Annotated in this window: 20 protein-coding genes and 1 pseudogene; 4 read left to right on the top strand and 17 right to left on the bottom strand. The window is 71.9% G+C overall.

The window, feature by feature from the left end; genetic code table 11:
- Window positions 1-96 precede the first annotated feature (96 nt).
- Window positions 97-1,170, top strand: coding sequence for a methyltransferase (locus tag ACGFRF_RS37900; protein WP_393748023.1), 1,074 nt, complete (start codon window positions 97-99; stop codon window positions 1,168-1,170).
- A 294-nt stretch (window positions 1,171-1,464) separates the two neighbouring features.
- Here the strand turns inward: ACGFRF_RS37900 and ACGFRF_RS37895 are convergent, their stop codons facing one another.
- The 13 genes and pseudogenes from ACGFRF_RS37895 to ACGFRF_RS37835 all read right to left on the bottom strand — a co-directional run bounded on the left by ACGFRF_RS37895 (window position 1,465) and on the right by ACGFRF_RS37835 (window position 15,050).
- On the bottom strand, window positions 1,465-2,595 hold the full coding sequence (locus ACGFRF_RS37895; RefSeq protein ID WP_393748021.1) for a ScyD/ScyE family protein: 1,131 nt from the start codon (window positions 2,593-2,595) through the stop codon (window positions 1,465-1,467).
- A 345-nt stretch (window positions 2,596-2,940) separates the two neighbouring features.
- A complete protein-coding gene (locus tag ACGFRF_RS37890) occupies window positions 2,941-4,323 on the bottom strand; it encodes an alkaline phosphatase family protein (protein WP_393748019.1) in 1,383 nt (460 codons plus the stop codon).
- Entirely contained in the window at window positions 4,320-5,489 is a 1,170-nt protein-coding gene (gene eboE, locus ACGFRF_RS37885) for a metabolite traffic protein EboE (RefSeq protein ID WP_393748017.1), read from the bottom strand. The genes ACGFRF_RS37890 and eboE overlap by 4 nt, the downstream gene beginning before the upstream one ends.
- A 3-nt stretch (window positions 5,490-5,492) precedes the next feature.
- A complete protein-coding gene (locus ACGFRF_RS37880) occupies window positions 5,493-6,341 on the bottom strand; it encodes a TatD family hydrolase (protein WP_393748015.1) in 849 nt (282 codons plus the stop codon).
- Window positions 6,341-6,961 carry an EboA domain-containing protein gene (locus tag ACGFRF_RS37875; protein ID WP_393748013.1) on the bottom strand — a complete coding sequence of 207 codons (621 nt, stop codon included), beginning with the start codon at window positions 6,959-6,961 and terminating at the stop codon, window positions 6,341-6,343. The genes ACGFRF_RS37880 and ACGFRF_RS37875 overlap by 1 nt, the downstream gene beginning before the upstream one ends.
- A gap of 333 nt (window positions 6,962-7,294) precedes the next feature.
- Window positions 7,295-8,126 (bottom strand): annotated as a pseudogene (locus ACGFRF_RS37870) (sugar phosphate isomerase/epimerase family protein); the annotation flags it as partial.
- Entirely contained in the window at window positions 8,123-9,073 is a 951-nt protein-coding gene (locus ACGFRF_RS37865; RefSeq protein ID WP_393748011.1) for an SCO3242 family prenyltransferase, read from the bottom strand. The pseudogene ACGFRF_RS37870 and the gene ACGFRF_RS37865, both read right to left, overlap by 4 nt.
- Window positions 9,070-10,224, bottom strand: a complete 1,155-nt coding sequence (locus ACGFRF_RS37860; RefSeq protein WP_393748009.1) for an inositol-3-phosphate synthase — start codon at window positions 10,222-10,224, stop codon at window positions 9,070-9,072. The genes ACGFRF_RS37865 and ACGFRF_RS37860 overlap by 4 nt, the downstream gene beginning before the upstream one ends.
- Window positions 10,225-10,499: 275 nt before the next feature.
- Window positions 10,500-11,534 (bottom strand): ParB/RepB/Spo0J family partition protein, encoded by a 1,035-nt coding sequence (locus tag ACGFRF_RS37855; RefSeq protein ID WP_393748007.1) that lies wholly within the window; start codon window positions 11,532-11,534, stop codon window positions 10,500-10,502.
- Window positions 11,535-11,908: 374 nt separating this feature from the next.
- Window positions 11,909-12,775, bottom strand: a complete 867-nt coding sequence (locus tag ACGFRF_RS37850) for an RNA polymerase sigma-70 factor (protein WP_393748005.1) — start codon at window positions 12,773-12,775, stop codon at window positions 11,909-11,911.
- Window positions 12,776-12,779: 4 nt separating this feature from the next.
- On the bottom strand, window positions 12,780-13,349 hold the full coding sequence (locus ACGFRF_RS37845) for a carboxymuconolactone decarboxylase family protein (protein WP_393748003.1): 570 nt from the start codon (window positions 13,347-13,349) through the stop codon (window positions 12,780-12,782).
- A 165-nt stretch (window positions 13,350-13,514) separates the two neighbouring features.
- Window positions 13,515-14,315 (bottom strand): thioesterase family protein, encoded by an 801-nt coding sequence (locus ACGFRF_RS37840; RefSeq protein WP_393748001.1) that lies wholly within the window; start codon window positions 14,313-14,315, stop codon window positions 13,515-13,517.
- 273 nt (window positions 14,316-14,588) lie between these two features.
- The gene (locus ACGFRF_RS37835; protein WP_393747999.1) at window positions 14,589-15,050 is read right to left on the bottom strand and encodes an AAA family ATPase; all 462 of its coding nucleotides are present in this window, start codon (window positions 15,048-15,050) and stop codon (window positions 14,589-14,591) included.
- A gap of 72 nt (window positions 15,051-15,122) precedes the next feature.
- On the opposite strand from ACGFRF_RS37835, the gene ACGFRF_RS37830 reads away from it, so the two are divergent.
- From ACGFRF_RS37830 to ACGFRF_RS37820, 3 genes are all read left to right on the top strand, one after another.
- Window positions 15,123-15,848: an alpha/beta fold hydrolase gene (locus tag ACGFRF_RS37830; protein ID WP_393747997.1), complete on the top strand. Its 726-nt coding sequence runs from the start codon at window positions 15,123-15,125 to the stop codon at window positions 15,846-15,848.
- Window positions 15,849-15,984: 136 nt separating this feature from the next.
- Window positions 15,985-17,157, top strand: a complete 1,173-nt coding sequence (locus ACGFRF_RS37825; protein ID WP_393747995.1) for a polysaccharide pyruvyl transferase family protein — start codon at window positions 15,985-15,987, stop codon at window positions 17,155-17,157.
- 33 nt (window positions 17,158-17,190) lie between these two features.
- Window positions 17,191-18,600 carry an FAD-dependent oxidoreductase gene (locus tag ACGFRF_RS37820; protein WP_393747993.1) on the top strand — a complete coding sequence of 470 codons (1,410 nt, stop codon included), beginning with the start codon at window positions 17,191-17,193 and terminating at the stop codon, window positions 18,598-18,600.
- 182 nt (window positions 18,601-18,782) lie between these two features.
- Here the strand turns inward: ACGFRF_RS37820 and ACGFRF_RS37815 are convergent, their stop codons facing one another.
- The 4 genes from ACGFRF_RS37815 to ACGFRF_RS37800 form a co-directional block, all read right to left on the bottom strand.
- A complete protein-coding gene (locus ACGFRF_RS37815) occupies window positions 18,783-19,901 on the bottom strand; it encodes a PP2C family protein-serine/threonine phosphatase (RefSeq protein WP_393747991.1) in 1,119 nt (372 codons plus the stop codon).
- Between the two features lie 103 nt (window positions 19,902-20,004).
- Entirely contained in the window at window positions 20,005-20,961 is a 957-nt protein-coding gene (locus ACGFRF_RS37810) for a hypothetical protein (RefSeq protein ID WP_393747989.1), read from the bottom strand.
- 220 nt (window positions 20,962-21,181) lie between these two features.
- Window positions 21,182-21,385: a hypothetical protein gene (locus tag ACGFRF_RS37805; RefSeq protein WP_393747987.1), complete on the bottom strand. Its 204-nt coding sequence runs from the start codon at window positions 21,383-21,385 to the stop codon at window positions 21,182-21,184.
- A 175-nt stretch (window positions 21,386-21,560) separates the two neighbouring features.
- Window positions 21,561-21,767, bottom strand: coding sequence for a hypothetical protein (locus tag ACGFRF_RS37800; RefSeq protein ID WP_393747985.1), 207 nt, complete (start codon window positions 21,765-21,767; stop codon window positions 21,561-21,563).
- Between the last annotated feature and the right edge of the window lie 120 nt (window positions 21,768-21,887).

Raw genomic sequence — 21,887 nt, 5'->3', positions numbered from 1 at the left:
CGCTCCACTGCCGCTCCAGTACCGCTGCCGATACTCGGTGGCTCGGGAGCACTGGGGCGGGGCGGCCGCCCGGTATGTCGATTCGAAGGGATTGTTGTGACGAGCCCAGAAGCCTCACTCGCCCGGATGCGCGAGTACATGGTGGGACCCACGCGGTTCATGAATCTCTACGCCTGCTTCGAGCTGGGCATCGTCGAGGCGCTGCGCAAGGAGGCCGGTCTGACCGCGGCCGAACTCGGCGCGGCCGTCGGCGCCAAGCCGGACGCGGTGGAGCAGTTGCTGCACCTGCTGGTGAAGGAGGGCTTCGTCGCCCGGGACGAAGCCACCGGCGGCTACACCCTCGACGCACTCGCGGACGTCCCCGAGACGGATCTCCAGCGTGCCCTCACCTTCATGGGCATGATCAAGACCGGCATGCTGCGGCAGCTGTACTACCTCGCCGACAGCGTACGCAGCGCCAGCGTGGTCGGCCTGAAGGAGTTCTACGGCTTCGAGGGCACGATGTTCGAGGCCGCCGCCCATGTCCCTGAGGTGCGCGCCGCGTGGGGTCCGCTGGCGCAGAACGAGACCGCTAGCGTCTATCCCTGGTTCTTCCGGAGTTTCGACGTTCCGGACGGGGCGCGGGTGCTCGACGTGCTGGGCGGCAACGGTCTCGGCGCGATCATGACCTACCAGTTGAAGGGATCGCCCGGTCTGCGGGTGACCACCTTCGACCGGCCCGTGCTGGAGGCCGAGTGCCTGCGCAACTTCGAGGCACAGGGTGTGGCGGAGCACTGCTCGTTCGTGGGCGGTGACGTCCTGGAGGCCCTCCCGAAGGGCTACGACGTTCTGCTGCTCAAGCACTTCGTGGACATGTACGACAAGGACGAGGTCCTCACCATCTTCCGGAACGCGCACCAGGCTCTCGAACCCGGTGGGCAGATCGTCGTCCTGGCGCCGGTGTACCCGGAGGACATCAAGGACCCGGACGACTACCAGGCCGACTTCTTCCCGGCCTACATCCTGGGCTGTGTGATGGGGCGCGGCGGCCTGCAGAAGCTGTCCACGTACCGGAGCTGGCTGGAGGAGTGCGGGTTCGAGGTCACGAAGGTGGTGGCCAAGGATCCCGCCGACATACCGGCGGACGCCATCATCACCCGCGTCGTCATGTGCGCGACGAAGCGGGGCTGAACCGACCGGGTCGTCCGCGGCCGGCCTCGAGGACGGCGGTTCGAGGAGGCCGGCCGGCAGTGACGACGCGCACAGCCACGTATGGGGAGGGCGGTCCCGTTTCGGGGCCGCCCCCGACGTATGCCGCGCCGCGTCTCCACGGCCGGCGTTCGCGGCGTCGGTCAGGCTGTCGCCGGGCGCGGCGAAGCGGCGTCCGCCGGGCTGTGTGCCGGTGGACGCCGCTGATGTCCGCGCCGGTGTGCGTCTGCCAGGGAGGCCGGACGCACACCGGCGCGGGGGGAGCTGGTGAGCCGGTCAGGAGGCCGGGAACTTCAGCAGCTCGCCGTTGGTGCCCGACGTGTTGCTGGTGACGTAGACGTCACCGTTCCGGGAGACGTCCAGGCCCGTGGGCTGGGCCAGACGGTCGCCGGTGTCGATCGGCGTGAGGGCGCCCGTGTGCCGGTCGATCCGGGTCAGACCGCCGGGCAGCAGGCCGGTCGACGAGTAGCCGGTGGCGTACGACAGCGCGATCAGGTCGCCGTTGGGGGCCACCCGGAGGTCGATGGTGTTCGTCAGGCCGGTGGCGAAGACGGTCGGCTTGCCGCCGGGCACGTAGCGCCAGATACGGCTGATGCCCGGCTGCATGCTGCTCAGGTCGGAGATGTAGAACGCGCCGTCCCAGCCGCGCACGATGCCGGTCGGCACCGACTGTGCCTGTCCGGCCGGCGTCAGCGACTGGACCGGCGAGGACGTGGCTGCCGAGGACTTGGCGGACGGAGGGGTCGGCAGGGTGTTGTTCGGGAAGACCACCTCGGTCTCGGTGGTGCCGTCGGGGTGGACCCGGATCAGGTCGTTGGCACCGGCGTCGACGACCAGGTAGTCCCTGCCGTCCCGGGCGAAGTACCACGGGTTGGAGTAGACCTGGCCGTTGCCGGTCACGGAGTCCGGGTCGTGCAGGACCTCGTGCTTGGCCAGGTCACCCAGGATCTTGCCGTTGGCGACGGTCAGCGAGCCGAGCGGGTCGCTGCCCGGGCCGAGCGTCTTACGGGTGTCGAGGTTGCCGCTCAGGCCGCTGACCACACGGTAGGTGCCGTCCGCGGCGAGCTGGGCCTGGGTCGCCCCCATGATCGCGGTCTCGCCGTCGGCCCGGACCTCCGTCTCGGAGGGCAGACCCGTGACGACACGGCCCTTCCAGGAGCCCTTCACCCGGTAGACGGAGCCGGTGAAGCCGAGGCACTGGGTGTTCGGCACCGTGCAGGGCTTCTCCGAGCCGCTGCCTGCCTCCGCGACCAGGAGCGATCCGTCGGCCTGGATCCGGACGGCACGCGGGTTGTGCAGACCGGTCGCCAGGACCTCGGGGGTCGACGCGATCTTGAGCGTGTGCTTGCCGGACGCCGCCTGGGGCGCGGCCTGGCTCGGGATCACGGTGGCCGTGAGGCTGCCCACGACTGCCGCTGCCAGAAAGGCCCCCGCCCAAGACTTGCTTGCTCTCAACATGTCTCTCCTCTATTTGGCACGCCCCCGCAGTCAGGGGCGAATCCAACCGGCGTCACGATAGACGTCGCAGGCCCCATTCGTCGTGCGCTGAAAAGCGCTCCAACTTGAACGGAGCCGGCCGCACTTCGTGTGCGACATCGGAATTCCGCGATTGCACACCGGTTCGTACCGGAGCGCACCGGGTGGACTCAAGGATTCCGCGAGCGGATGTGAACGGAACTGATCCGCCGTGCGCGAATGCGTAAGACCGGGAATTCCCGGGGCGCTGCTGAACGGTGGCGCGGGTCCGGTATTTCAGCCGATTCCCGCGAGCCGCAGCAACAGCGACTTCACTGCCGTGGCCGCGAGTTGCCCGGACACCTCGCCGGGGCGGGAGCAGAGCAGGACCGGTCCGTCCTCGGGACGATCGGGAAGCCTGCCGTGGCTGCCCCGCACCGGGGAGGGGTCCAGCGGCACGACGGCCATCCGATAGCGCAGGCCGAGCTTCTTGCGGGCCAGCGCCTTGGCCGCCTTGACCTTCACGTACGGGTCGAGGGGGTCCATGAACAGCTCGACCGGGTCGTAGCCGGGCTTGCGGTGGATCTCCACGAGCTGGGCGAAGTCGGGGGCGCGGGCATCGTCCAGCCAGTAGTAGTACGTGAACCAGGCGTCCGGCTCCGCGACCGCCACCAGCTCGCCGGAGCGCGGATGGTCCAGGCCGTGCTCCTTCTTGCCCTCCTCGTCGAGGAGTTCACCGACACCGTCGATGCCTTCGAGCACCTCCCGCACACCGGCCAGGTCCTCGGGCCGCCGCACGTACACGTGCGCCACCTGGTGGTCGGCGACCGCGAAGGCGCGCGAGGCCATGGTGTCCAGGTACTCCATGCCGTCCTGGGTGTGCACCTCCAGCAGGCCGGCCCGGCGCAGGGCCCGGTTGATGTCGACGGGTCTGCTGACCCGGGTGATGCCGTACTCGGAGAGGACGACCACCGTGCGGCCCTCGGCGGCGGCCTCGTCCAGCAGCGGAGCGAGTGCGGCGTCCAGATCGGCGGCGGCCTTCAGCGAGCGCGGGTCCTCGGGGCCGAAGCGCTGGAGGTCGTAGTCGAGGTGCGGCACGTAGCACAGCGTCAGATCGGGGTGCCGGGTGCGGTTGAGGTGCCGGGTGGCGTCGATGATCCACCTGCTGGAGACCAGGTCGGCGGTGGGCCCCCAGAAGTTGAACAAGGGGAACGTGCCGAGCTTCTCGGTGAGTTCGTCGTGCAGGGCGGGCGGCCGGGTGTAGCAGTCGGGCTCCTTGCGGCCGTCGGCGTAGTAGATGGGGCGCGGAGTGACCGTCCAGTCGGTGTCCGCCCCCATCGCGTACCACCAGCAGACGTTGGCGACCGTGTAGCCGGGATGCAGGCGGCGGGCGGCGTCCCAGAGCTTGTCGCCCTCCACGAGTCCGTTGTGCTGGCGCCACAACAGGACCTCGCCGAGGTCGCGGAAGTACCAGCCGTTGCCGACGATGCCGTGCTCGGCGGGCAGCGTGCCGGTCAGGAAGGTGGACTGGGCGGCGCAGGTGACGGCGGGCAGCACGGTGCCGAGGTGGGCGTACGAGCCGCGACTGCGGAGTGCCTTCAGGCGGGGCATGTGGTCCAGCAGCGTGGGGGTCAGGCCCACGACGTCGAGGACGAGCAGGGGCGTCGGGGTCTTCGTCACTGCTGCTCCTTGAGTCCGAGGCCGGTCAACAGGTCGCGCGCCAGGTCGAGTTCGGCGGCGATACCGTCGGCGAGCTGGGCGTCGGTGGCCGGACGCGCCTCGGCCGGCAGGGCCTGCCAGGTGTAGGTCTCGACCTCGAAGTGACGGCTGCGCGGCACAGGTCCGCCGACCAGGGCGGCGAGCGTCTCGCGCAGCACGTCCAGGGTGGACGTCAGCGGCGGTGCGGGCGGGGCGTGCAGCGGTACGTGGAAGTGGGCGCGCCAGGGCACCGTGTCCGGCAGCGCGCTCCCGGCCAGGGCCGGTCCGAGGTCGTCGGTGCCGTGCAGGACCCCGTCCACCCTGGCACGGGTCTGGTGCAGGAAACGCGGCTCGTCGAAGGCGGCGAGCGCCGTACGGACCGCCGGGTCCCGGGGGTTCTCGGCGTGCAGGGCCGCGGAGAGCTGCACCTTGGGCACCGGGACGCCCGCCCGCGCCAGGCCGTCGAGTGCCGCCGTGGGCTCCTCGAAACTGGTCGCGAGATGGCAGGTGTCCAGGCACAGGCCGATGCGGTGCCCGGGCAGGGCGGCGAGCGGGGCGAGCGCGTCGGCGGTGGTCTCGACGGCGCAGCCGGGCTCCGGCTCCAGGGCGAGGCGGATCGAGCGGCCGGAGGTGTCCTCCAGTTCGTCCAGCCGCCTCGCCAGCTCGATCAGCGCCGTGTGCGCCGACTCGGCCGCGGCCTCGTCGAAGCCGGTGCGCCAGGCCAGCGGCAGGCTGGAGATGGTGCCCTCGGTGACGTCGTCGGGCAGCAGAAGGGCGAGCAGCCGTGCCAGGTCGGTGGTGTACTCCAGGCGTTCCGGGTCGGTCCAGTCGGGTTTGTAGACCCGGTACTTGACCTCCTCGGCGCCGAAGCCCTGGTAGGGGAAGCCGTTGAGGGTGACCACCTCGAGGCCGCGACGGTCCAGCTCGGTGCGGAGCCGCCGCTGGGCGGCGGGGTCGGCGCCGAGGGCGCGGACCGCATCGGTGGCCAGCCACAGCCCTATGCCCAGGCGTTCGGTGCCCAGGCGGCGGCGGACCGGTTCACAGTGGGCGGTCAGCTGGGCGACGACACCGTCGAGGGTCTCGGCCGGGTGGACGTTGGTGCAGTACGCGAGGTGAACGGTCGAGCCGTCGGGGTGCCGGAAACGCACGGATCATTCGCCCCCGCGCAGAATGGAGTTGCCCTCGTGCAGCGTCTCGGGCCGGGCGACGTCCAGGACGAGCCGGCCGCTCAGCCCGTAGAAGGCGACGGGGTTGCGCCACAGCACCCGGTCCACCTCGTCCTCGCCGAAGCCCGCGGCGAGCATCGCGTCGCCGACCTCGCGGGTCTTCAGCGGGTCGCTCTTGCCCCAGTCCGCGGCGGAGTTGACCAGTACCCGCTCGGGCCCGTACTCCTTCAGGACGGCGACCATGCGGTGCTCGTCCATCTTGGTGTCCGGGTAGACGGAGAAGCCGAGCCAGGCACCGGAGTCCTTGGCCTCCTTGACCGTGGTCTCGTTGAGGTGGTCGACCAGGACCCGGTCGACCGGCAGCTTGGACTCGGCCACGACGTCGAGGGTGCGGCGCAGGCCCACGAGCTTGTCGCGGTGCGGGGTGTGCACCAGGGCGGGCAGCCCGGACTCGGCCGCGAGTTCGAGCTGGGCGGCCAGCGCGGTGTCCTCGGCCGGGGTCATCGAGTCGTAACCGATCTCGCCGACCGCGACCACCCCGTCCTTGACCAGGTAGCGCGGCAGTTCGTCCAGGACGGGCACACAGCGCGGGTCGTTGGCCTCCTTGGGGTTGAGGGCGAGGGTGCAGTGATGGGCGACGCCGTACCGCGCGGCCCGGAACGGTTCCCAGCCCAGCAGCGCGTCGAAGTAGTCGTAGAAGCTCTCCGGCGAGGTGCGCGGCTGACCGAGCCAGAAGGCGGGTTCGACCAGCGCGCGCACCCCGGCCGCGTACATCGCCTCGTAGTCGTCGGTGGTGCGCGAGGTCATGTGGATGTGCGGGTCGAAGATGCGCATCAGGCTTCCTTGGCGGTCAGGGCGAGTACGTGGTGCAGGTCGTCGGGGACGGGCCGCCCCGCGGCGGTGCGTTCCGCGGCGAAGTCCCCGAGCATGCGGGCGAGTTCGGCGTCGCCGCCGGCGCGGTCCGCGAGGTCGGCCACGGCGGCCAGGGGCACCCCGGTGAACAGGCACTTGAGGACGGCGTGGCGCCAGGCGTGGGCGTCCAGGTGTGCGGCGGCGTAGGGTCCGACGGCGGCGGCGACGAGCCGGGTGTCGTTGGTGCGCAGCGCGTCCTCGATCAGCGGCACGCCCGCGTCCGGGGCGAGCGGGAGGTGGGGCAGGGCCAGCAGGACGGCGCGGCGTTCGGCGCCGGTCCCGCGCTGGTAGAGCCGGGTCACGGTGGTCGCGTCGGGCCGGGCCGTGTGCAGCAGCAGCACCCGGACCGCCTCCGCCGCCTCGGGGAGGCCGCACTCCCGGCCGGCCGACGCGAACCGCAGCTCCCAGGCAGGTACTCCCCTGCGGGGCGGAGCGACCGGTTCGCAGTGCGCGGCGTCGCGCGCGTCGGCGAGCGCGGCGTCGAGCCAGGCGGCTCCCTCGGGGCCGAGGCGGGCCGGCAGTTCCTCTCTGGTGATCGGCATGCGGACTTCCTTACGCGGACGGTGCCGGGAAGATGGGGGCCGGCGCGGAGGTGGACGCGCCGGGCCCGGCCGGGTGCGGGGGCAGGACACGCGCGGCGCCGGCCACCTCAGGACCAGCCGGAGGCCGAGGCAGGACGCGCTCGGCGGTGGCCGCCTCACGAACAGCCGGAGGTCGGCGCGACGTGCGCTCCGCGGTAGCAACCTCAAGGACTTCCGGAGGCTGGGTCAGGACGCGCTCAGCAGTAGCCACCTCAACAGCCGGAGGCCGGGGCGGCTTGCGCTCGGTGGGGGTCGGGCCGGAGCCGTCGGGGCGCGGTCGCCCGGTCGCCTTGAGTTGGGTGCGCAGGAACTCCATGGAGGAGCGGGCGAGTTCGGGTCCGGCGTGGGAGTGGCGGGGCAGTTCGACCACGGTCAGCCCCTGGTACCCGGTGGCGTCGAGCGCGGCGAGCACGGGCGGGAAGTCGATCTCGCCGTCGCCGAAGGGCAGGTGTTCGTGCACACCGCGCCGCATGTCCTCGATCTGCACGTGCCGCAGCCAGGGCGCGGCTGCCCGCACGCAGTCGGCCGGGGTCAGCGGCTCCAGGCACTGGCAGTGGCCGATGTCGAGGGTGAGGCCGAGCAGCGGGTGGTCGCCGAGCCGTGTGCGCAGCCGGTGGAAGTCGGCGAGCGACTCCAGCAGGTGACCGGGCTCCGGCTCGATGCCCAGCGGCACTCCGGCCTCCGCAGCGGCGTCGAGGACGGGCCCCAGTGAGGCGCCCAGCAGTTCCCACGCGGTGTCCTCGGTGACGCTCGCGGGCCGGATGCCGCTGAAGCAGTGCACCGCGTGGGCGCCCAGGTCCGCGGCCACCTTCACCGCGGTGACCAGCAGCGTGGTCCGGGCCGCCCGCGCGTCGGGATCCGGATCGAGCAGGCTCGGGCCGTGCTTGCGGCGGGGATCGAGCACATAGCGGGCGCCGGTCTCGATCGTGACGCCGAGACCGAGCGCTCCGAGCCGGTCGGCGACCCGGGCGACGCGGTCGGCGAGACCGGGGCCCAGCGGGTCGAGGTGCATGTGGTCGAGGGTCAGCCCGACGCCGTCGTAACCGAGGTCGGCCAGGACGCCGAGGGCGTCGTCGAGCCGCAGGTCGGTCAGGCCGTTCGTGCCGTAGCCGAGGCGGATGCTCATGTGGGGCTCACCTTCCGGGCCAGTCGGCGGGCCACGGGGACGAGTCCGGTGAGCAGCCCGGCGGAGGCGAGCGCGCCGGAGCGCGCCGCGAGGGCCGCCTGGAGCGGGATGAGCGCGCGGATGCCGCCGCCGACGGCCCGCTGGGTCAACGGCGGTGACGGGTTGAGCACGGCGTGCCACAACGGCTTGGCGGCGGTGGCCACATAGGCGCCGGCGAGCACGGTCGGGGCGAGTTCGCGCGGTGACCGGAGCGGCTCGGTCCGGCGTTCCGCCCCGAGCGGTCCGCTGCCCTGCCGGCCGCCGGTGAGCGCGCCGAGGGCAACGGTCGCGCCGAGCGCGGCGAGCGGCCGGCCCGGCGAGCCGCCCTGGGTCTCGGAACGGGAGACCGTGGTGACCGCGTAGGTGTGGGCGCCGAGAGCGGCGGCGGGCAGCAGCGAGCGGCGTACCGCCGCGCCGGTGCCGGCCACGGTCGCCGGACCCCGTCCGGCCGTACGGGTGCCGGCGGTGGCCACGGCGCCGAGCAGCAGGTCGAGGGCGCGGGCCGCTGCCATCGTCGCCGGGCCCGCCGGGGTGTGCTTCAGCCGCAGGTCGTACGCCCACACGGTGCCGGCGAGGGCGGTGGCGCACAGCGCGGCGGGGCGGCCCGCGGCGAGGGCGAGGCCGAGCCCGGCGGCGGTCAGACCGGCCGCCGCGGTCAGTGCCTGCGCGGGGGCGATACGGCCCGAGGGGATGGGGCGGTGCGGCCGCTCGGCGGCGTCCTCCTCGCGGTCGGCCCAGTCGTTGAGTGCCATGCCCGCCTCGTACAGGCACAGGGAGGCACCGGCCGCGAGGGCGGTGCGCGCGCCGGGGCGCAGTCCGGTCGCCGCGGCCCCGGCGAGCGCGTCGCCGGGCACCGTGAACAGGGCCGAGACGCGCAGGAGTTCGGCCCAGTCGCGGGCAGTGCTCACCGGGACTCCCCCAGTCGTGCGGCGAAGCCGAGGAGGGCGTCGTACTGCTCGGCCAGCGCGGAGGACTCGCCGTCCGGGTCCTTGAAGTAGAAGCCGAGCTCCGGGAGGCTCCCGGCGATCCCCGCTTCGTGGGCGCGGGCGGCGAGCCGGGCGAGGTCGAGCACCAGGGGTGCCGCAAGTGCCGAGTCGCAGCCCTGCCAGATGGTCTGCAGGATCATCCGCGTGCCGAGAAAGCCCTCGAAGGCCACGTGGTCCCAGGCGGTCTTCCACTCGCCGAGCGCGGGCACGTCGTCGATGTGCACCTCGCCCTCGGGCAGCACGCCGAGGCTGTCCTCCAGGACGCGGTTCTTGCCCGCGTTCTTCGCCGCGGCGGCCGCGGAGTCGGCGAGCGCCGCCCCGTCGCCGCCGCCGAGCAGGTTGGTGCCGGACCAGGCCCGCACGTCCAGGGCCCGCTGCCGGAACATGGGCGCGAGCACCGCCCGCAGCAGGGTCTGCCCGGTCTTTCCGTCGCGGCCCGCGTACGGCACCCCGGCCGACCAGGCCAGTTCCTCGAGGGCCGGGTGACGTACGCCGGTCGACGGGGTGAAGTTCACGTACGAGCAGCCCGCGCGCAGGGCGGCCGCCGCGTACAGCGAGCTGGCGGGCAGCCGGGTATCGCCCGCGGCCGGGGCGGGCTCGGTGGAGGCGACGTTCACCACGACGGTACGGGCCACCCCGGTGCGGCGGGTGAAGTCCTCGATGTCGGCGGCGAAGGCCGCGATCAGCTCCTCGTCGGTGCGGGTGTCGCCGGCCACCGGTCCGCCGGTGCGGATCTCCTGGTCGGCGGCGGCGAGTTCCTCCAGCACCGCCTGCGGGAGCCCGTGCGGCACGACGCCCTGTTCGGCGAGTGCCTCGGCGCGCTTGGGCAGCGGCCAGTCGACGGTGTCGTGGCCGCCGAAGACGAGGCAGGACAGGGCGGGCAGTCCGGCGGCGGCGAAGGGCTCGGTCTCGGTGACCATGCCCGTCGGCGGGCGCAGCCCCGCCGCGAGCGCGGCGCAGCCGGCGATCGCGGTCGTGGCGACGGAGCCGCGGGCCCCGATGAACCACACGCCCGTGCCGGGCTTGCTCCCAAGTCTGGTACGGGTACCGGGCGTCTCGGCAAGCTCGGACACGTAAGGCCTCCTGTAGTGCGTCGGTTCTGGCAAGCGGGGGTGCCGAAGGCAGGACAGCGGCCCGGGGGCGGGCCGCTCGCCGGTGCCGCGGGTCGGCGGAGCGGTGGAGCGGGGGCCCGGCCCGTGGCCGGAGCGGTGGTGCCGTGTGTGTCCCGGTGCGAGGAGCAGCCCGTACGCCACCGGGCCACGTCCCCTGCGCGGCGGAAGCGGTGGCGGTGTGTCCGGTGCCTCGTGGGCGCGCGTGCGACGTGCTCGTACGACGTGCGGAAGGGGCGCTACTCGGGGCACCGCTGGAGTTGCTCGGCCAGCTCGCTCCAGGCGGCCGCGCAACTGCGGGCCAGATCGGCGACCTCGGCGACCCAGTGGCCGGGAAGTCCGCGCTGGAGGGTCTCGATGCCGTCGCGGTCGACGGAGTACTGGTGCAGCCAGCGCAGGGCGCGCCGGCCGGCTTCGTTGAGTCGCAGCGAGGGGTCCTCGCTGAGCTTGGCGAGCAGCTTCTTCCGGTCCACCAGCAGGGCCTCGCGGCCGATGCGGACGACGGCGGTGGGCGTGCGGTGCCGGTTCGCGACAGCGGAAGCGCGCTGTGGGCCGGGCGACTTGCGGTAGCGGCCGGGTACGGGGTCCTCACCGCGGTCGATGCGCCGGCGCACGTCCCGCACGGTGGCCGGGGACAGTCCGGTGGCGCGGGCGACCTCGCGCAGCCCGGCGTCGGGCCGGTCGAGGAAGATAGCGGCGGCGCGGCGGCGGCGCTGACCGCTGTCCAGGGGGCGCACCCGGCCGTCCCGCCCGAGCCTGGTGCCGGACTGCGCGGTGTCCACGGTGGAGGCCTGCGCACGGATACGGGAGACGGTCTTGTCGGAGATCCCGGTGGCGGTGGCGATCGCGCGGTCCGACCACTGCGGGTGCGTCAGGACGATGCGTGCCGCCGCGGCCGCCCGGTCGGCGCGGGAGAGCGGCAGGCCGTGGGTGACGTTGGCCCTGACGGACAGGACGAAGGCTGCGGCGGCGTCGCAGTCCAGCAGCCGCGCGGCGATCTCGGTACGGCCGTTGAGCCGGGCCGCACGGATACGGTGGGCGCCGTCGATGACGCGCCGTGTGGGGCGGTGCACGGTGACGGGGGGCAGGGAATCGCCGGCCTCGGCGAGCAGCCGTACGTGGTCGTCGTCCTCCCCGTCCAGCCGGGGGGAGTCGTCGAAGACGAGCGAGTCGATCGGTACGCGGGTGATCGGATGCGACTCGATCCAGATGGACGACAAGTCGATCTCGTCGAGATCGACAGCCGGGTACGTCAACTGCTCGGCCAGCGACAACCCGCACCTCCTGACTGCGAACCGGAAGCGGAATCCGTTGCCGCACACTCTGCACACCGGTGGTCGACGCCCGCTCGGGTCTGGATGGAAGCCCCGTTCGGCCACGGCGGCGCGGGTAACTCGTTTTCGACGGCCGTATTCCGACGCGCTGGGACGCCTTGACGGCGATGAGCGAAAAGTACGCTCGCCGGGAATCGACGAGCGTCCCTGACGGTTATTGTCGCCCCTGCGTTCGGCGAACCCGCCGCGCCTCGAAGGAAAAGGCACGGCGGTCTCGGGAGTGGTGTTTCCGAGTCGCTCGGCCGGTCGGCAGAAACCTCTTTCTGCTGGTGCCGAACATGCGTGGGTGTCGGCCGAGTTGAGTACCGGGCAGGTCACCTGGCGATATCGACCGGTTCGTCGAGGTGGGTCAGCTTGTGCGGGTTGCGGACCACGTAGATCCGGGTGACCCGCCCGTTCTCCACTTCGAGGCTCACCGCGGCCGGCTCGCCGTCGAACTCGACGCGGCCGGCGGGTGCGCCGTTGAGCCAGACGGTCGTGGTCCGCAACGCCGTCACCACGCGGTTGGCGCGGGCGAGGATCCCCGCGACGGTTCGGGCGCCGTGGACCGGTGTCAGAGCGGCGGCCACGAGCCCGCCGCCGTCGGCGACCATGACCACGTCGGGCGCCATGACGTCCAGGAGCTCCTGGAGTGTGCCGGTGCGCAGAGCGAGGAGGAACCGCTCGACCACGGTCTGCTGCTCCGTGCGGCTCACCTGGATGCGCGGCCGGCGGGCCGCCACATGCTCGCGTGCCCGCCGCGCGATCTGCCGCACGGTGGCCGCGGACTTCCCGATGGCCTCGGCGATCTCGCCGTAGGGCACGTCGAATACCTCGCGGAGCACGAACACCGCCCGCTCCGTGGGTCCGAGGGTTTCCAGCACGGTGAGCATCGCGATGGAGACGCTCTCGGCGAGTTCGACGTCCTCGGCGACGTCGGGGCTCGTCAGCAGCGGTTCCGGCAGCCACTCGCCCACGTAATCCTCGCGGCTGCGGGACAGTGTCCGCAGGCGGTTGAGTGCTTGCCGTGTGACGGTCCGGACGAGGTACCCGCGCGGGTCACGGACCTGCGTGTGGTCGACATCGGCCCACCGCAGCCAGGACTCCTGCAGCACGTCCTCCGCGTCGGCCGCCGATCCGAGCATCTCGTAGGCGACGGTGAACAGCAGGCCGCGATGGGCGATGAACGGATCGTCGGTCATGGCGTCAGGCTACGACCGACGGCGCGGGGCGCTGGGCCAGTGGGATCTCGCAGGCGTCGGAGTAGCCCTGCGAGGTGATGCCGTGGGCAGTGTTGACCCTGGTGGAGAGATTGGCGAAGCCGATGTACGCGGTGAGTTCGACCAGTGCCGCGGGGCCGAGCCGGGCGAGCAGGCTCGCCGACAGCTCGTCGGTGACGGTCGTCGGCGTGTTCGTCATGGCCTCGGCGTACTCCAGCACCTCCCGCTCCAGCAGCGTGAACACGTCGGAGTTCCGCCAGTTCGGCACCTGGCCGGCCTTGTTCAGGTCCAGGTTCTGGTTCAGCGCGGCGAAGTAGTTGATGTCCAGGCACCAGCTGCAGCCGACCTGCGCCGCGACGGCCATGTGCGCGAACGTCTTGAGGGCCTCGTCGCACGCGTTCCACTGGGCCAATCTGCCGGAGAACTCCAGGTTGGAGAGGGCGACGTCGGGCTGGTTGAAGACCACCTCGACGGGCTCCGGCACGGCACCGAGTTGCTTGACCAGGTTCTCCTTCAGCTCCGTGGGAAGCTCTGCCTTGGGAATGCGCGGGGTCATGGTGTTCTCCTTGTCCGGTGGCCTGTCGGCCTGTTCGGCATGAAGACACCGCCCGGACCGCGGGCGTGACATCACCGCACCGGAAGAATGAGTCCGCCGGCGCGCACAGGGCCCTGCCCGCCCCACATCCCGGCGGCGTCGAGGAGCGGGCCACGGCCCGGTGTCTCAGCCGCGCGGGGCCACGTACAGGGTCTGGGTACTGCGGCCCAGTGGGCCCTTCTCGTCGTACAGGGCGGACTCGGCAAGGCCTACGCCCGCACCGTCCACCATCGTCCGCGCGTCCAGGCAGACCCACTCGCCCTCGGGGTGGCGGTGCACGCTGACGGTGAGATCGGCGTTGATGAAGACGTAGCGATGGAAGTCCAGCTCCGCGCTGACGCCATTGCCGGAGTCGGCAGCCGTCAGCACCCGGCTGAGCGGCGTGATCTCCTCGCCCTCGACCAACGGAATCCTCATCCGCATCCACGCCGTTGCCGGGCCGGTCTCCAGGAACGACCCGGCGGCGAAGCGCACTTCCATGGCGGTGTGGTAGCCCTGGTCCCACGGGACGGGAAAGAACGCTTTCGAGGGTACGGCCCCGGGCCCGGGCACCTGCCGGGCCGGCGACACCGCCGGTACCGCATCGGGTGCCGTCCGCATCAGCAAGGCCGTCGCCCGCATCACCTCCTCACCGCCGTCCGGTGTCAGACCCACCTCCACGCGTTCGACGCTGCGCCCGGCGCGGCGCACGCGTGTCGTCACCGTCAGCGGCCGTATCGGTACAGGGCGCAGAATCTCGTACGTCAGCCGGGCGACCCCCATGTCCGGCCGCCCGCCCGGCCGCTGCTCGACAGCCGAGCCGAGCAGCGCGGCAGGCGGCCCGGCGTGCTGGGAGTCGGCGTCCCAAGGCCCCCGTGTATAGGCGGTGGGGAGGAACCGGTCGTCGCCGTCCCGCTCGTAGAACGCCTCGACTCCCGACACCCGCATAGCTGCCCCTCCTCGTCGCACGAACTCACCCCCAGCCACCTTACTAAGCGCTTGCTCATTTGGCAGGGGTCGGCAGGAGAAAGGGCCGGCCGTGGATCGCCCGAGCTGCGCCCCGGGTGGGCATCCGGCGGACGACGACGGAGCGGCCACCGCCGGGACCCTCGGGGTATCCGGCCGGCGTTCAAGCCGTGGCCGCCCACAGCGCCCCCGCACGACGCCGGCGCGAGGCGAGTGCCAGTCACCAACGACACGGGCCGCCGTCCGGCTCGTACCTCACCCCCGCACCTCGAAGCCGCCCCGGCCGTCGAACCGCACCTCCCGCACCTCGTCGAATCCGTCCGACGGCGACGGCTTGCGCAGCCGCTTCAGCGTGGCCAGGACGCCGACGTCCGGGACACGCTCCCGGCCCTGCCGGGCGGCGTTGCGTCGCAGCGAGCCGGCCACGTCCGGCGGGAACCAGTAGGCCGTCACCGTCGCCCCGTGGCGATGGGCCAGCTCCACCAGCGGGTCCCACTCCTGCGGCGACGGATTGGTGTTGTCCACCGCCACCGGCCTCCCGGCCGCCAGGTGCTCCTCCACCAGGCGCATCTGCCGTCGCTGCTTGTTCCTGGATCCCCGCGGGAACAGGTCCTTGCTGACCCACGCGTACCGGCCGGACAGGCAGCGCGCGTAAAACGTGGATTTCCCGGACGCCTGCAGCCCGACCAGCACGGCCACGTCCACTCCGATCGCCATGACCGCCACGATGACACGTGGCCGACGGGCGGGCGAAGTCCCGGGATGGACCGGCTCGACTACGCTGTGGGCATGGCGCATTTCGTGCTGGTCGCAGGCGCCTGGCTCGGATCGTGGGCCTGGGACGAGGTCGTGCCGGAGCTGCGCGCGGCCGGCCACGGTGTGCAGCCGTTGACGCTGTCCGGACTCGCCGAGAAGCGCGGGGTGCCGGCCCGGCAGCGGACTCATGTCGAGGACATCGTCAGCGAGGTAGCACGTCTCGGTCTTCGCGATGTCGTTCTCGTCGGGCACAGTTACGCGGGCCTTCCGGCCGGTCAGGCTGCCGGCAGGATCGGCGACCGGCTGGCCCGTCTGGTTCTGATCGACTCTCCTGTTCCCGTGGACGGGGAGTCGTGCGTGCGCAGGTGGCCGGACGGCGAGGCGGTCGAAGCGGCGATCTCCCGCAACGGCGGTTTCTGGCCACCGCCCGATCGGGTGTTCTACGCCGGCCAGGGACTGACCGAGGAGCAGATCACCCGGATCATGGACGCCTCGACGCCTCATCCGGGTGACACGCTGACCGAGCCGGCCGTATTGCCTCGTCCCCTCGCGGAGATTCCGACGACGTACGTCAGGTGCCTGCTCGCCGGCGCCGCGCTCGGCGCCGACGTGGCCGACCTGCTGACCGGCGTGCGGTGGCGCTCGGCCGGTATGGAGACCGGCCACTGGCCCATGTTCTCCAGGCCGCACGAGCTGGCCGGACTGCTCCTGGGCGAGGCGGCCGGAGGTGATCGCCGTGCCGCGGGGATCAGCCCCTGAGTGACACGGCCGTACGCTCCCACAGAGCAGCAGCAAACTGGTACAGAGATGCTTAGAAAGGGCACATGGCAGAGGGTCACCCTTCCCCTGCTCAAGCCGTGGGAGCACTTCTGGTGAACATCGCGAGGGAGCGGTCATGGACGACGCGGGCACTGTGACCGTAGGCGTGCTGGGCTCCTACGGGGGCCGGAACATCGGTGACGAGGCCATCCTCAGCGCCCTGCTGGACCGCGTCCGGGCGGGGCGGCCGAAGACGCGCTTCGTGGTCTTCTCCCGCGATCCCGCGCACACCCGTAGCACCCATCCGGACGTCGAGGTCATCGCCTGGGAGGGCGTCTGCCGGGAGGACATCTCCGGGCATCTCAGTCGGCTCAGCGTCCTCCTGCTGGGTGGCGGCGGAATCCTCTACGACACCGAGGCACGTCGGTACCTGCGGATGGCCCGCACCGCCCGGGATCTGGGCGTACCCGTCTTCACCTACGCCTTGGGGGCCGGTCCGCTCACCGACGAGACGGACTGTGCGTGGGTCCGCGCGGCGCTGTCCGACGCGGTCGAGGTGACCGTCCGTGACGAGGAGTCGAAACTCGTGCTCGAAGAGGCCGGCCTCACCCGGCCCATCCACGTCACCGCCGATCCGGCGCTGCTGCTCGAACCGGGCGACCTCGGAGAGGCACTCCTGCGGGCGGAGGCGGTGCCGCACGGGGTGCGACTGGTCGGAATGAGCGTGCGGGAGCCCGGGCGCGCGGCCGAGCACCTCGACACGGAGGGGTACCACCAACTCCTCGCCGACGTGGGTGATTTCCTGGTCCACCGGCTCGACGCTCACATCGTCTTCGTCTCCATGGAACGCAGCGACATCCGGCACGCGCACGCCGTGGTGTCCCGCATGGCCACGGCGGACCGCTGCACCGTGCTGCACGGCGACTACGGGCCGCAGCAGGTCCTCGACATCGTCAAGCAGCTGGACCTGGCCGTCGGCATGAGGCTGCACTTCCTGATCTTCGCCGCGCTCTCGGGCATCCCCCTGCTCCCGCTGCCCTACGCGGGCAAGGTCTTCGACTTCGCCCAGCAGATCGGCGCGCCCGCCCTGCGCGGTGTGGTCAGGGAGACGACGGGACTGCTGCTGGCGGAGGTGGACCGCCTGTGGGACGAGCGGCCCGCCCGCGCGGCCGACATGGCCGCGCGCACGGCTGCGATGCAGCTGCGGGCGGCCCAGACCGCTGAACGGCTCCTGACCTGTCTGGACCGCATTGCTCCGCGCCACGTCGTCGACCGCGGCGCGCCGGTGCCCGCCTCCACCGCGGGCTGACGCCGGCAGCCACCCGTTTCCGAGGGAGTGACCGTGTCCTACCTGACGCCGCCCCGCGCCCCCAGGAGGGTGGAGCTGCCTCCTCGTCAGGCCCTGCACGCCGGGTCCACTCAGGTACTGGTGATCGGCGGCGGGCCGGCCGGCATCGGGGCGGCCCTAGGCGCCGCGAACGCGGGCGCCGAGGTGGTCCTCGTCGAGCGCTACGGATTCCTCGGCGGCAACGCCACCGCGGCACTGGTGATGCCCCTGATGAGTTTCCACAACGAGGTCAAGCAGGCCGTGGCCGGCGACACCGCGCGCCTGTTGCCGCCCGATCACGGCGAGGGCGAGCCGGTCGTCGGCGGGGTGCTGTGGGTGCTGCTCGAGCACCTGGTCCGCAGGGGGGCGGCGATCCGGCCCTCCCTCGAGACCGGCTACACCGTGCCCTTCGACGCGGAGCTGTTCAAGCTGGTGGCGTACGAGCTGCTGGAGACCCACGAGGTCCGTACGCTGCTCCACGCGTTCGCCTCGGACGTCCTCAGCATGCCCGATCGGGCCCGTGCGGTGTTCGAGACGAAGTCGGGGCCCCTCGTCCTGGACGCGGACGTGATCGTCGACTGCACCGGGGACGGCGACATCGCCGCCGCGGCCGGAGCGGAGTACGAGATCGGACGGCCCGAGGACGGCTGGACACAGCCCATGACGCTGATGTTCCGCATGGTCCGCTTCGACCACGAGGAGTTCACCGCCTACACCCGCGCCAACCCGGACCAGTGGAGGGGCGTGCACGGGCTGTGGGACCTGGTCCGGGCCGCCACGGACGCCGGGGAACTGGACCTGCCGCGCGAGGACGTCCTCCTCTTCGCCACCCCCAACGCCGGTGAGGTGGCGGTCAACTCCACCCGCGTCACCGAGGTGCTGGGCACGAGCGCCTGGGACCTCACTCGCGCGGAGTTCACGGCTCACCGTCAGATGGCGCAGATCGCCCGCTTCCTGCGCGACCGCGTGCCGGGCTTCGCCGACTCCTACGTCGTCCAGAGCGGCGTCCAGGTCGGCGTCCGGGAAACGCGCCGGATCATGGGCGAGTACGAGTTGACGGGCGAGGACGTGCTCACGGCCCGCAAGTTCGACGACGCCATCGCCCGCGGCGCCTACCCGGTCGACATCCACAACCCGAGCGGCCGCGGCACCACGCTCGAACGACTGCCGCGTGGCGAGTCCTACGACATCCCCCTGCGCTGCCTCCTCCCCCGCGGCGTGGACCGGATCCTGGTCGCGGGCCGTTGCATCTCCGGCGACCACGTGGCCCACTCCTCCTACCGCGTCATGCCGATCTCCATGGCCACCGGGCAAGCGGCGGGCGTCTGCGCGGCCCTCGCGGCGACCCAGGGCCGACAGCCCCGGGACATCCCGGTGAGCGCGGTTCAGCGAGTACTCCGCTCACAGGGCGCCCGCCTCCACTGACCCTCCCCGCCACGCCGCCCGCCGCCTCCGGCCGGAGCCGACGACGCGGATCCGACCGTCGATCCCGCGGTGATCGGCACAAGGAAGGCCTGCCGTGGCCGGGCAGGACGCCCGGCGATCCCGCCGTGAGGGAGCCGGCGAAGTGGCCCGGCACCGCGTCGGACCACCCCGCTACCCGTCACCTATGCGGAGCCCTGACCAGCCCCCGGGGGTCGGCAGCGGACGGCGACAGCGGCGACGTCGTCATCGAGCCTGCCACCGCCGTAGTGGAGCAGGTCGCGGTGGAGCCGGTCGAGCAGCTCACGGGGAGGCGCCGGGCCGACCTGCCGCATCCATTCCGGCAGCGGGAAGAAACTGCCGGTGCGGTCCCGGGTCTCCGTCACCCCGTCGGTGTAGAGGAGTATCTGATCGCCCGCGGCGAAGGAGGTGGTGTCGACGTGGTACTCGTCTCCGAGGAGCGTCGCGAGGTTGAGGGGCGGCGAGGGGACGGTGGGCTCGAGGACGCGGACCTGACCGCCCCGCACGAGCAGAGGCGGTGGGTGTCCACAATTGACGATCCTGACCTCTCCCCCGCCGTACGGGATCTCGGCGATCAGCGCGGTGGCGAAGTGCTCCGGCTGGTCGGGGTCGAGGATCGCGACGCTGTAGCGGCCGATGCTGGTCTCCAGGCGATGGATGATGCCCCTCAGGTCGGGCTGGTCGTACGCGTTCTCCCTGAAGCAGTTGATCACCGCCGAGGCCGCCCCCACCGCCGACAGTCCCTTGCCGCGCACGTCACCGATGAGCAACCGGACCCCGTACGGTGTGTCGGCCACCTCGTAGAAGTCTCCTCCGATCCGGGCCTGCTCCTGGGCCGCCAGATACAGCGACTCGATATCGACGTCCTTGATACGACACGGCAACGGGCGCAGCAGCACCTTCTGCGCCGCGTCGGCGACGAGCCGGACCTGGAAGAGTGTCTCCTCTCGCTGGAGTCGCAGACGGCTCGTGTAGGCAGCCACCAAAGTGACCGCGACGATCGCAGCGGCCGTGTACGGCGTGCCCAGATCCATGTAGACGAGGCTGAGACCGACCATGACCAGCAGGCAGAACGCCCCCAACAGGATCGTCGGCACCACGGGCCACATCGCGGCGGCGAGGGCGGGCGCGGCGGGCAGGAGACGGCTGAAGGCGATCTCCCTGGGGGTGGCGAACGCCAGGCCGGCGATGAGGACGGTGAGGATCACCGGGGACAGCAGCAGGGTCTCGCGTCGGCCACCGTACGGAGGGCGGTGACGGCGAAGCCGTCCAGTGCTGATCACGAAATTATCTTATCGGGGCAAAATGGTCTTCGTCCCGGACCCGAGCCCGTCGATCAGAACGCCACCGAGGAGGAAAGGTCGGCATGGCCACCTGCGGGGCGCCTCACACGCCGGCTGCGGCTCTCCGCTGCGCCTGGTCGAACTCGGTCACAGGGTCGCCGACGGTCTGCCAGGGCCATGGGGTGACCACGCCGCCGAGTGCCGCGAAGACGGCGGCGGCTTCGCGGCGCCGGTCGGCGGCCATCAGCGCGTAGGCGAGGATGTTGAGGTCGGCGAGGGCCTTGGCATGGCGGAGGAACCCGGGCTGGACCCAGGTGTGGGCCACCCGGTCGAGGGCCTGCGTGGCCGTCGTCTGCGACCAGTGGTTCCGCGCCATCAGTGCTTCGAGCCCTCCCCGTTCGACGAGGGAGTGGTACTGGAAGACCTGAGCGGTGAGCTCCATGGCCGCGCAGGGCACGTTCGCGGGCATGCGCAGCCCCAGGGAGTCCACGAACTCCAGGACCTGGACGCGCGATCCCGCTTCTTCCGGGCTGAGGTAGCCCAGCATGCTCAGGTAGGCCTCGCGGTTCCAACGGTCGCGCGCGAGCACCTCGTTCCACACTCCGAACACCTGCGACCGCTCCCGGCCTTCCAGGCGGGCCACCTCCAGGAGAATCACCCACGGTGTGGGATCGTCCGGGGCGATCTCGGCTGCCCGAAGGCACATGTCGACAGCCTCGGCCGCGTCTTCGAGGGATCCCCGGCGGCGGGCGCGCGCGACCTGCGTCCAGGCGTGCAGCCCCAGTGCGTCGGCGTTGCCCGGCTCACGGGCCACCCAGGACCGCGGCAGATGGGTTTCGGCCAGATAGTCAGCCAGCACGCCCATCCGGTGCGCCCGGCGGTCCCAGTCGCCCGGGTCCTGGTCCAGGACACGGGAGATCTGCGCCACGCACAGGTCCGTGGTCGCGATCATCCCGGTCTTCGTGGTCGCCATCAGCGACTTCAGCAGCTTACCCAGACGCTGGTCGTCCAGTTCCGGGGCAAGGCGTGACTTTCTGCGGCGACTCGAAAGAAATCCCATGGCGGGAGGCTAGAGGGGACCGGGCATCACACAAGGTTCACGCCAAGATCGTTACTGATTACACGACTCACCCGTGGTTACCCGCTCGTACGGCGAGATGCCCGGGGCGGCGGGCGGGCAGCAGCGGCACATTCCCGGGCGCCGGCGGCGGGGCACACACGGCGCGGTGCACCCGGGCGAGCGCCCGCGCCAAGGACACGGGAGGCTCGCACACGTGGACTTACAGGTGCTGACCGCCTACCGCCGGGAGGTTGCCGCCGGGCGCGTGTGCCCGCTGCCGGGGCACGTCGACGACAGGCCAGGGCGCGGAGGGCAGGACCTGGGCCAGGTCACGGCGCAGCCGGTCGGCTTCACCACGGACCTGGGCGGGCACGTCACCGCGCTCCGCGACGAGGCGATTGAAGATCGGGGTTTCCTGGAACACGCTGGGAACTGCCTTCCGAGACTGGTGCGGTGCGGCAATCGCCAGGCGCATTGCCGATCATGGACGGAATCGAGTATCCGATGCCGCGGACGAGCTCGGCGACCAGTTGAGGCAGAGCGGGCACGGTTGTTGGTCACACCCCGGCCCTGAAGCGGATGCTGCCGCCCCCTGACGCTCAGTGGGTCCAGGCGTCCGGGCCGCCGCCCCGCCATTCGATCCACTCGGCGCCCGACACGTCGTCCGGTTCGACGTCCTCCAGGCCGGCCGCACGCAGGAACTCGACGATGTCGATGATCGTGTACGCCATACCGGCGAAGGACCGGCCGACGCGGACACGACGGCCACCGTCCTCTGCGGGCGGGTACACGGTCACCTGGGGCATGACGCCACCCTCGCCCCGGACCGGCCCTGGCGCACTCAGGGGGCGGCCGGACGGGTAGTCGCCCGGGAGAGCGATGGTCCCCGCAGCCCACCACCGCACCGCTGCCGGCCAAGGACTCCT

The organism is Streptomyces sp. NPDC048521 (assembly GCF_043199855.1).
Classification (GTDB): domain Bacteria; phylum Actinomycetota; class Actinomycetes; order Streptomycetales; family Streptomycetaceae; genus Streptomyces.
The sequence above is the reverse complement of the archived record's forward strand: the minus strand, read 5'-3'. Positions and strand labels throughout refer to the sequence as shown.

What these genes read in the sequence shown, in the direction of transcription:
- ACGFRF_RS37850 (WP_393748005.1), bottom strand. Translation starts at nt 12,775, where the DNA reads ATGACCGACGATCCGTTCATCGCCCATCGCGGCCTGCTGTTCACCGTC.
- ACGFRF_RS37875 (WP_393748013.1), bottom strand. Translation starts at nt 6,961, where the DNA reads ATGCCGATCACCAGAGAGGAACTGCCGGCCCGCCTCGGCCCCGAGGGA.
- ACGFRF_RS37800 (WP_393747985.1), bottom strand. Translation starts at nt 21,767, where the DNA reads ATGCCCCAGGTGACCGTGTACCCGCCCGCAGAGGACGGTGGCCGTCGT.
- ACGFRF_RS37825 (WP_393747995.1), top strand. Translation starts at nt 15,985, where the DNA reads ATGGACGACGCGGGCACTGTGACCGTAGGCGTGCTGGGCTCCTACGGG.
- ACGFRF_RS37845 (WP_393748003.1), bottom strand. Translation starts at nt 13,349, where the DNA reads ATGACCCCGCGCATTCCCAAGGCAGAGCTTCCCACGGAGCTGAAGGAG.
- ACGFRF_RS37880 (WP_393748015.1), bottom strand. Translation starts at nt 6,341, where the DNA reads ATGCGCATCTTCGACCCGCACATCCACATGACCTCGCGCACCACCGAC.
- ACGFRF_RS37830 (WP_393747997.1), top strand. Translation starts at nt 15,123, where the DNA reads ATGGCGCATTTCGTGCTGGTCGCAGGCGCCTGGCTCGGATCGTGGGCC.
- ACGFRF_RS37840 (WP_393748001.1), bottom strand. Translation starts at nt 14,315, where the DNA reads ATGCGGGTGTCGGGAGTCGAGGCGTTCTACGAGCGGGACGGCGACGAC.
- ACGFRF_RS37810 (WP_393747989.1), bottom strand. Translation starts at nt 20,961, where the DNA reads ATGGGATTTCTTTCGAGTCGCCGCAGAAAGTCACGCCTTGCCCCGGAA.
- ACGFRF_RS37835 (WP_393747999.1), bottom strand. Translation starts at nt 15,050, where the DNA reads ATGGCGATCGGAGTGGACGTGGCCGTGCTGGTCGGGCTGCAGGCGTCC.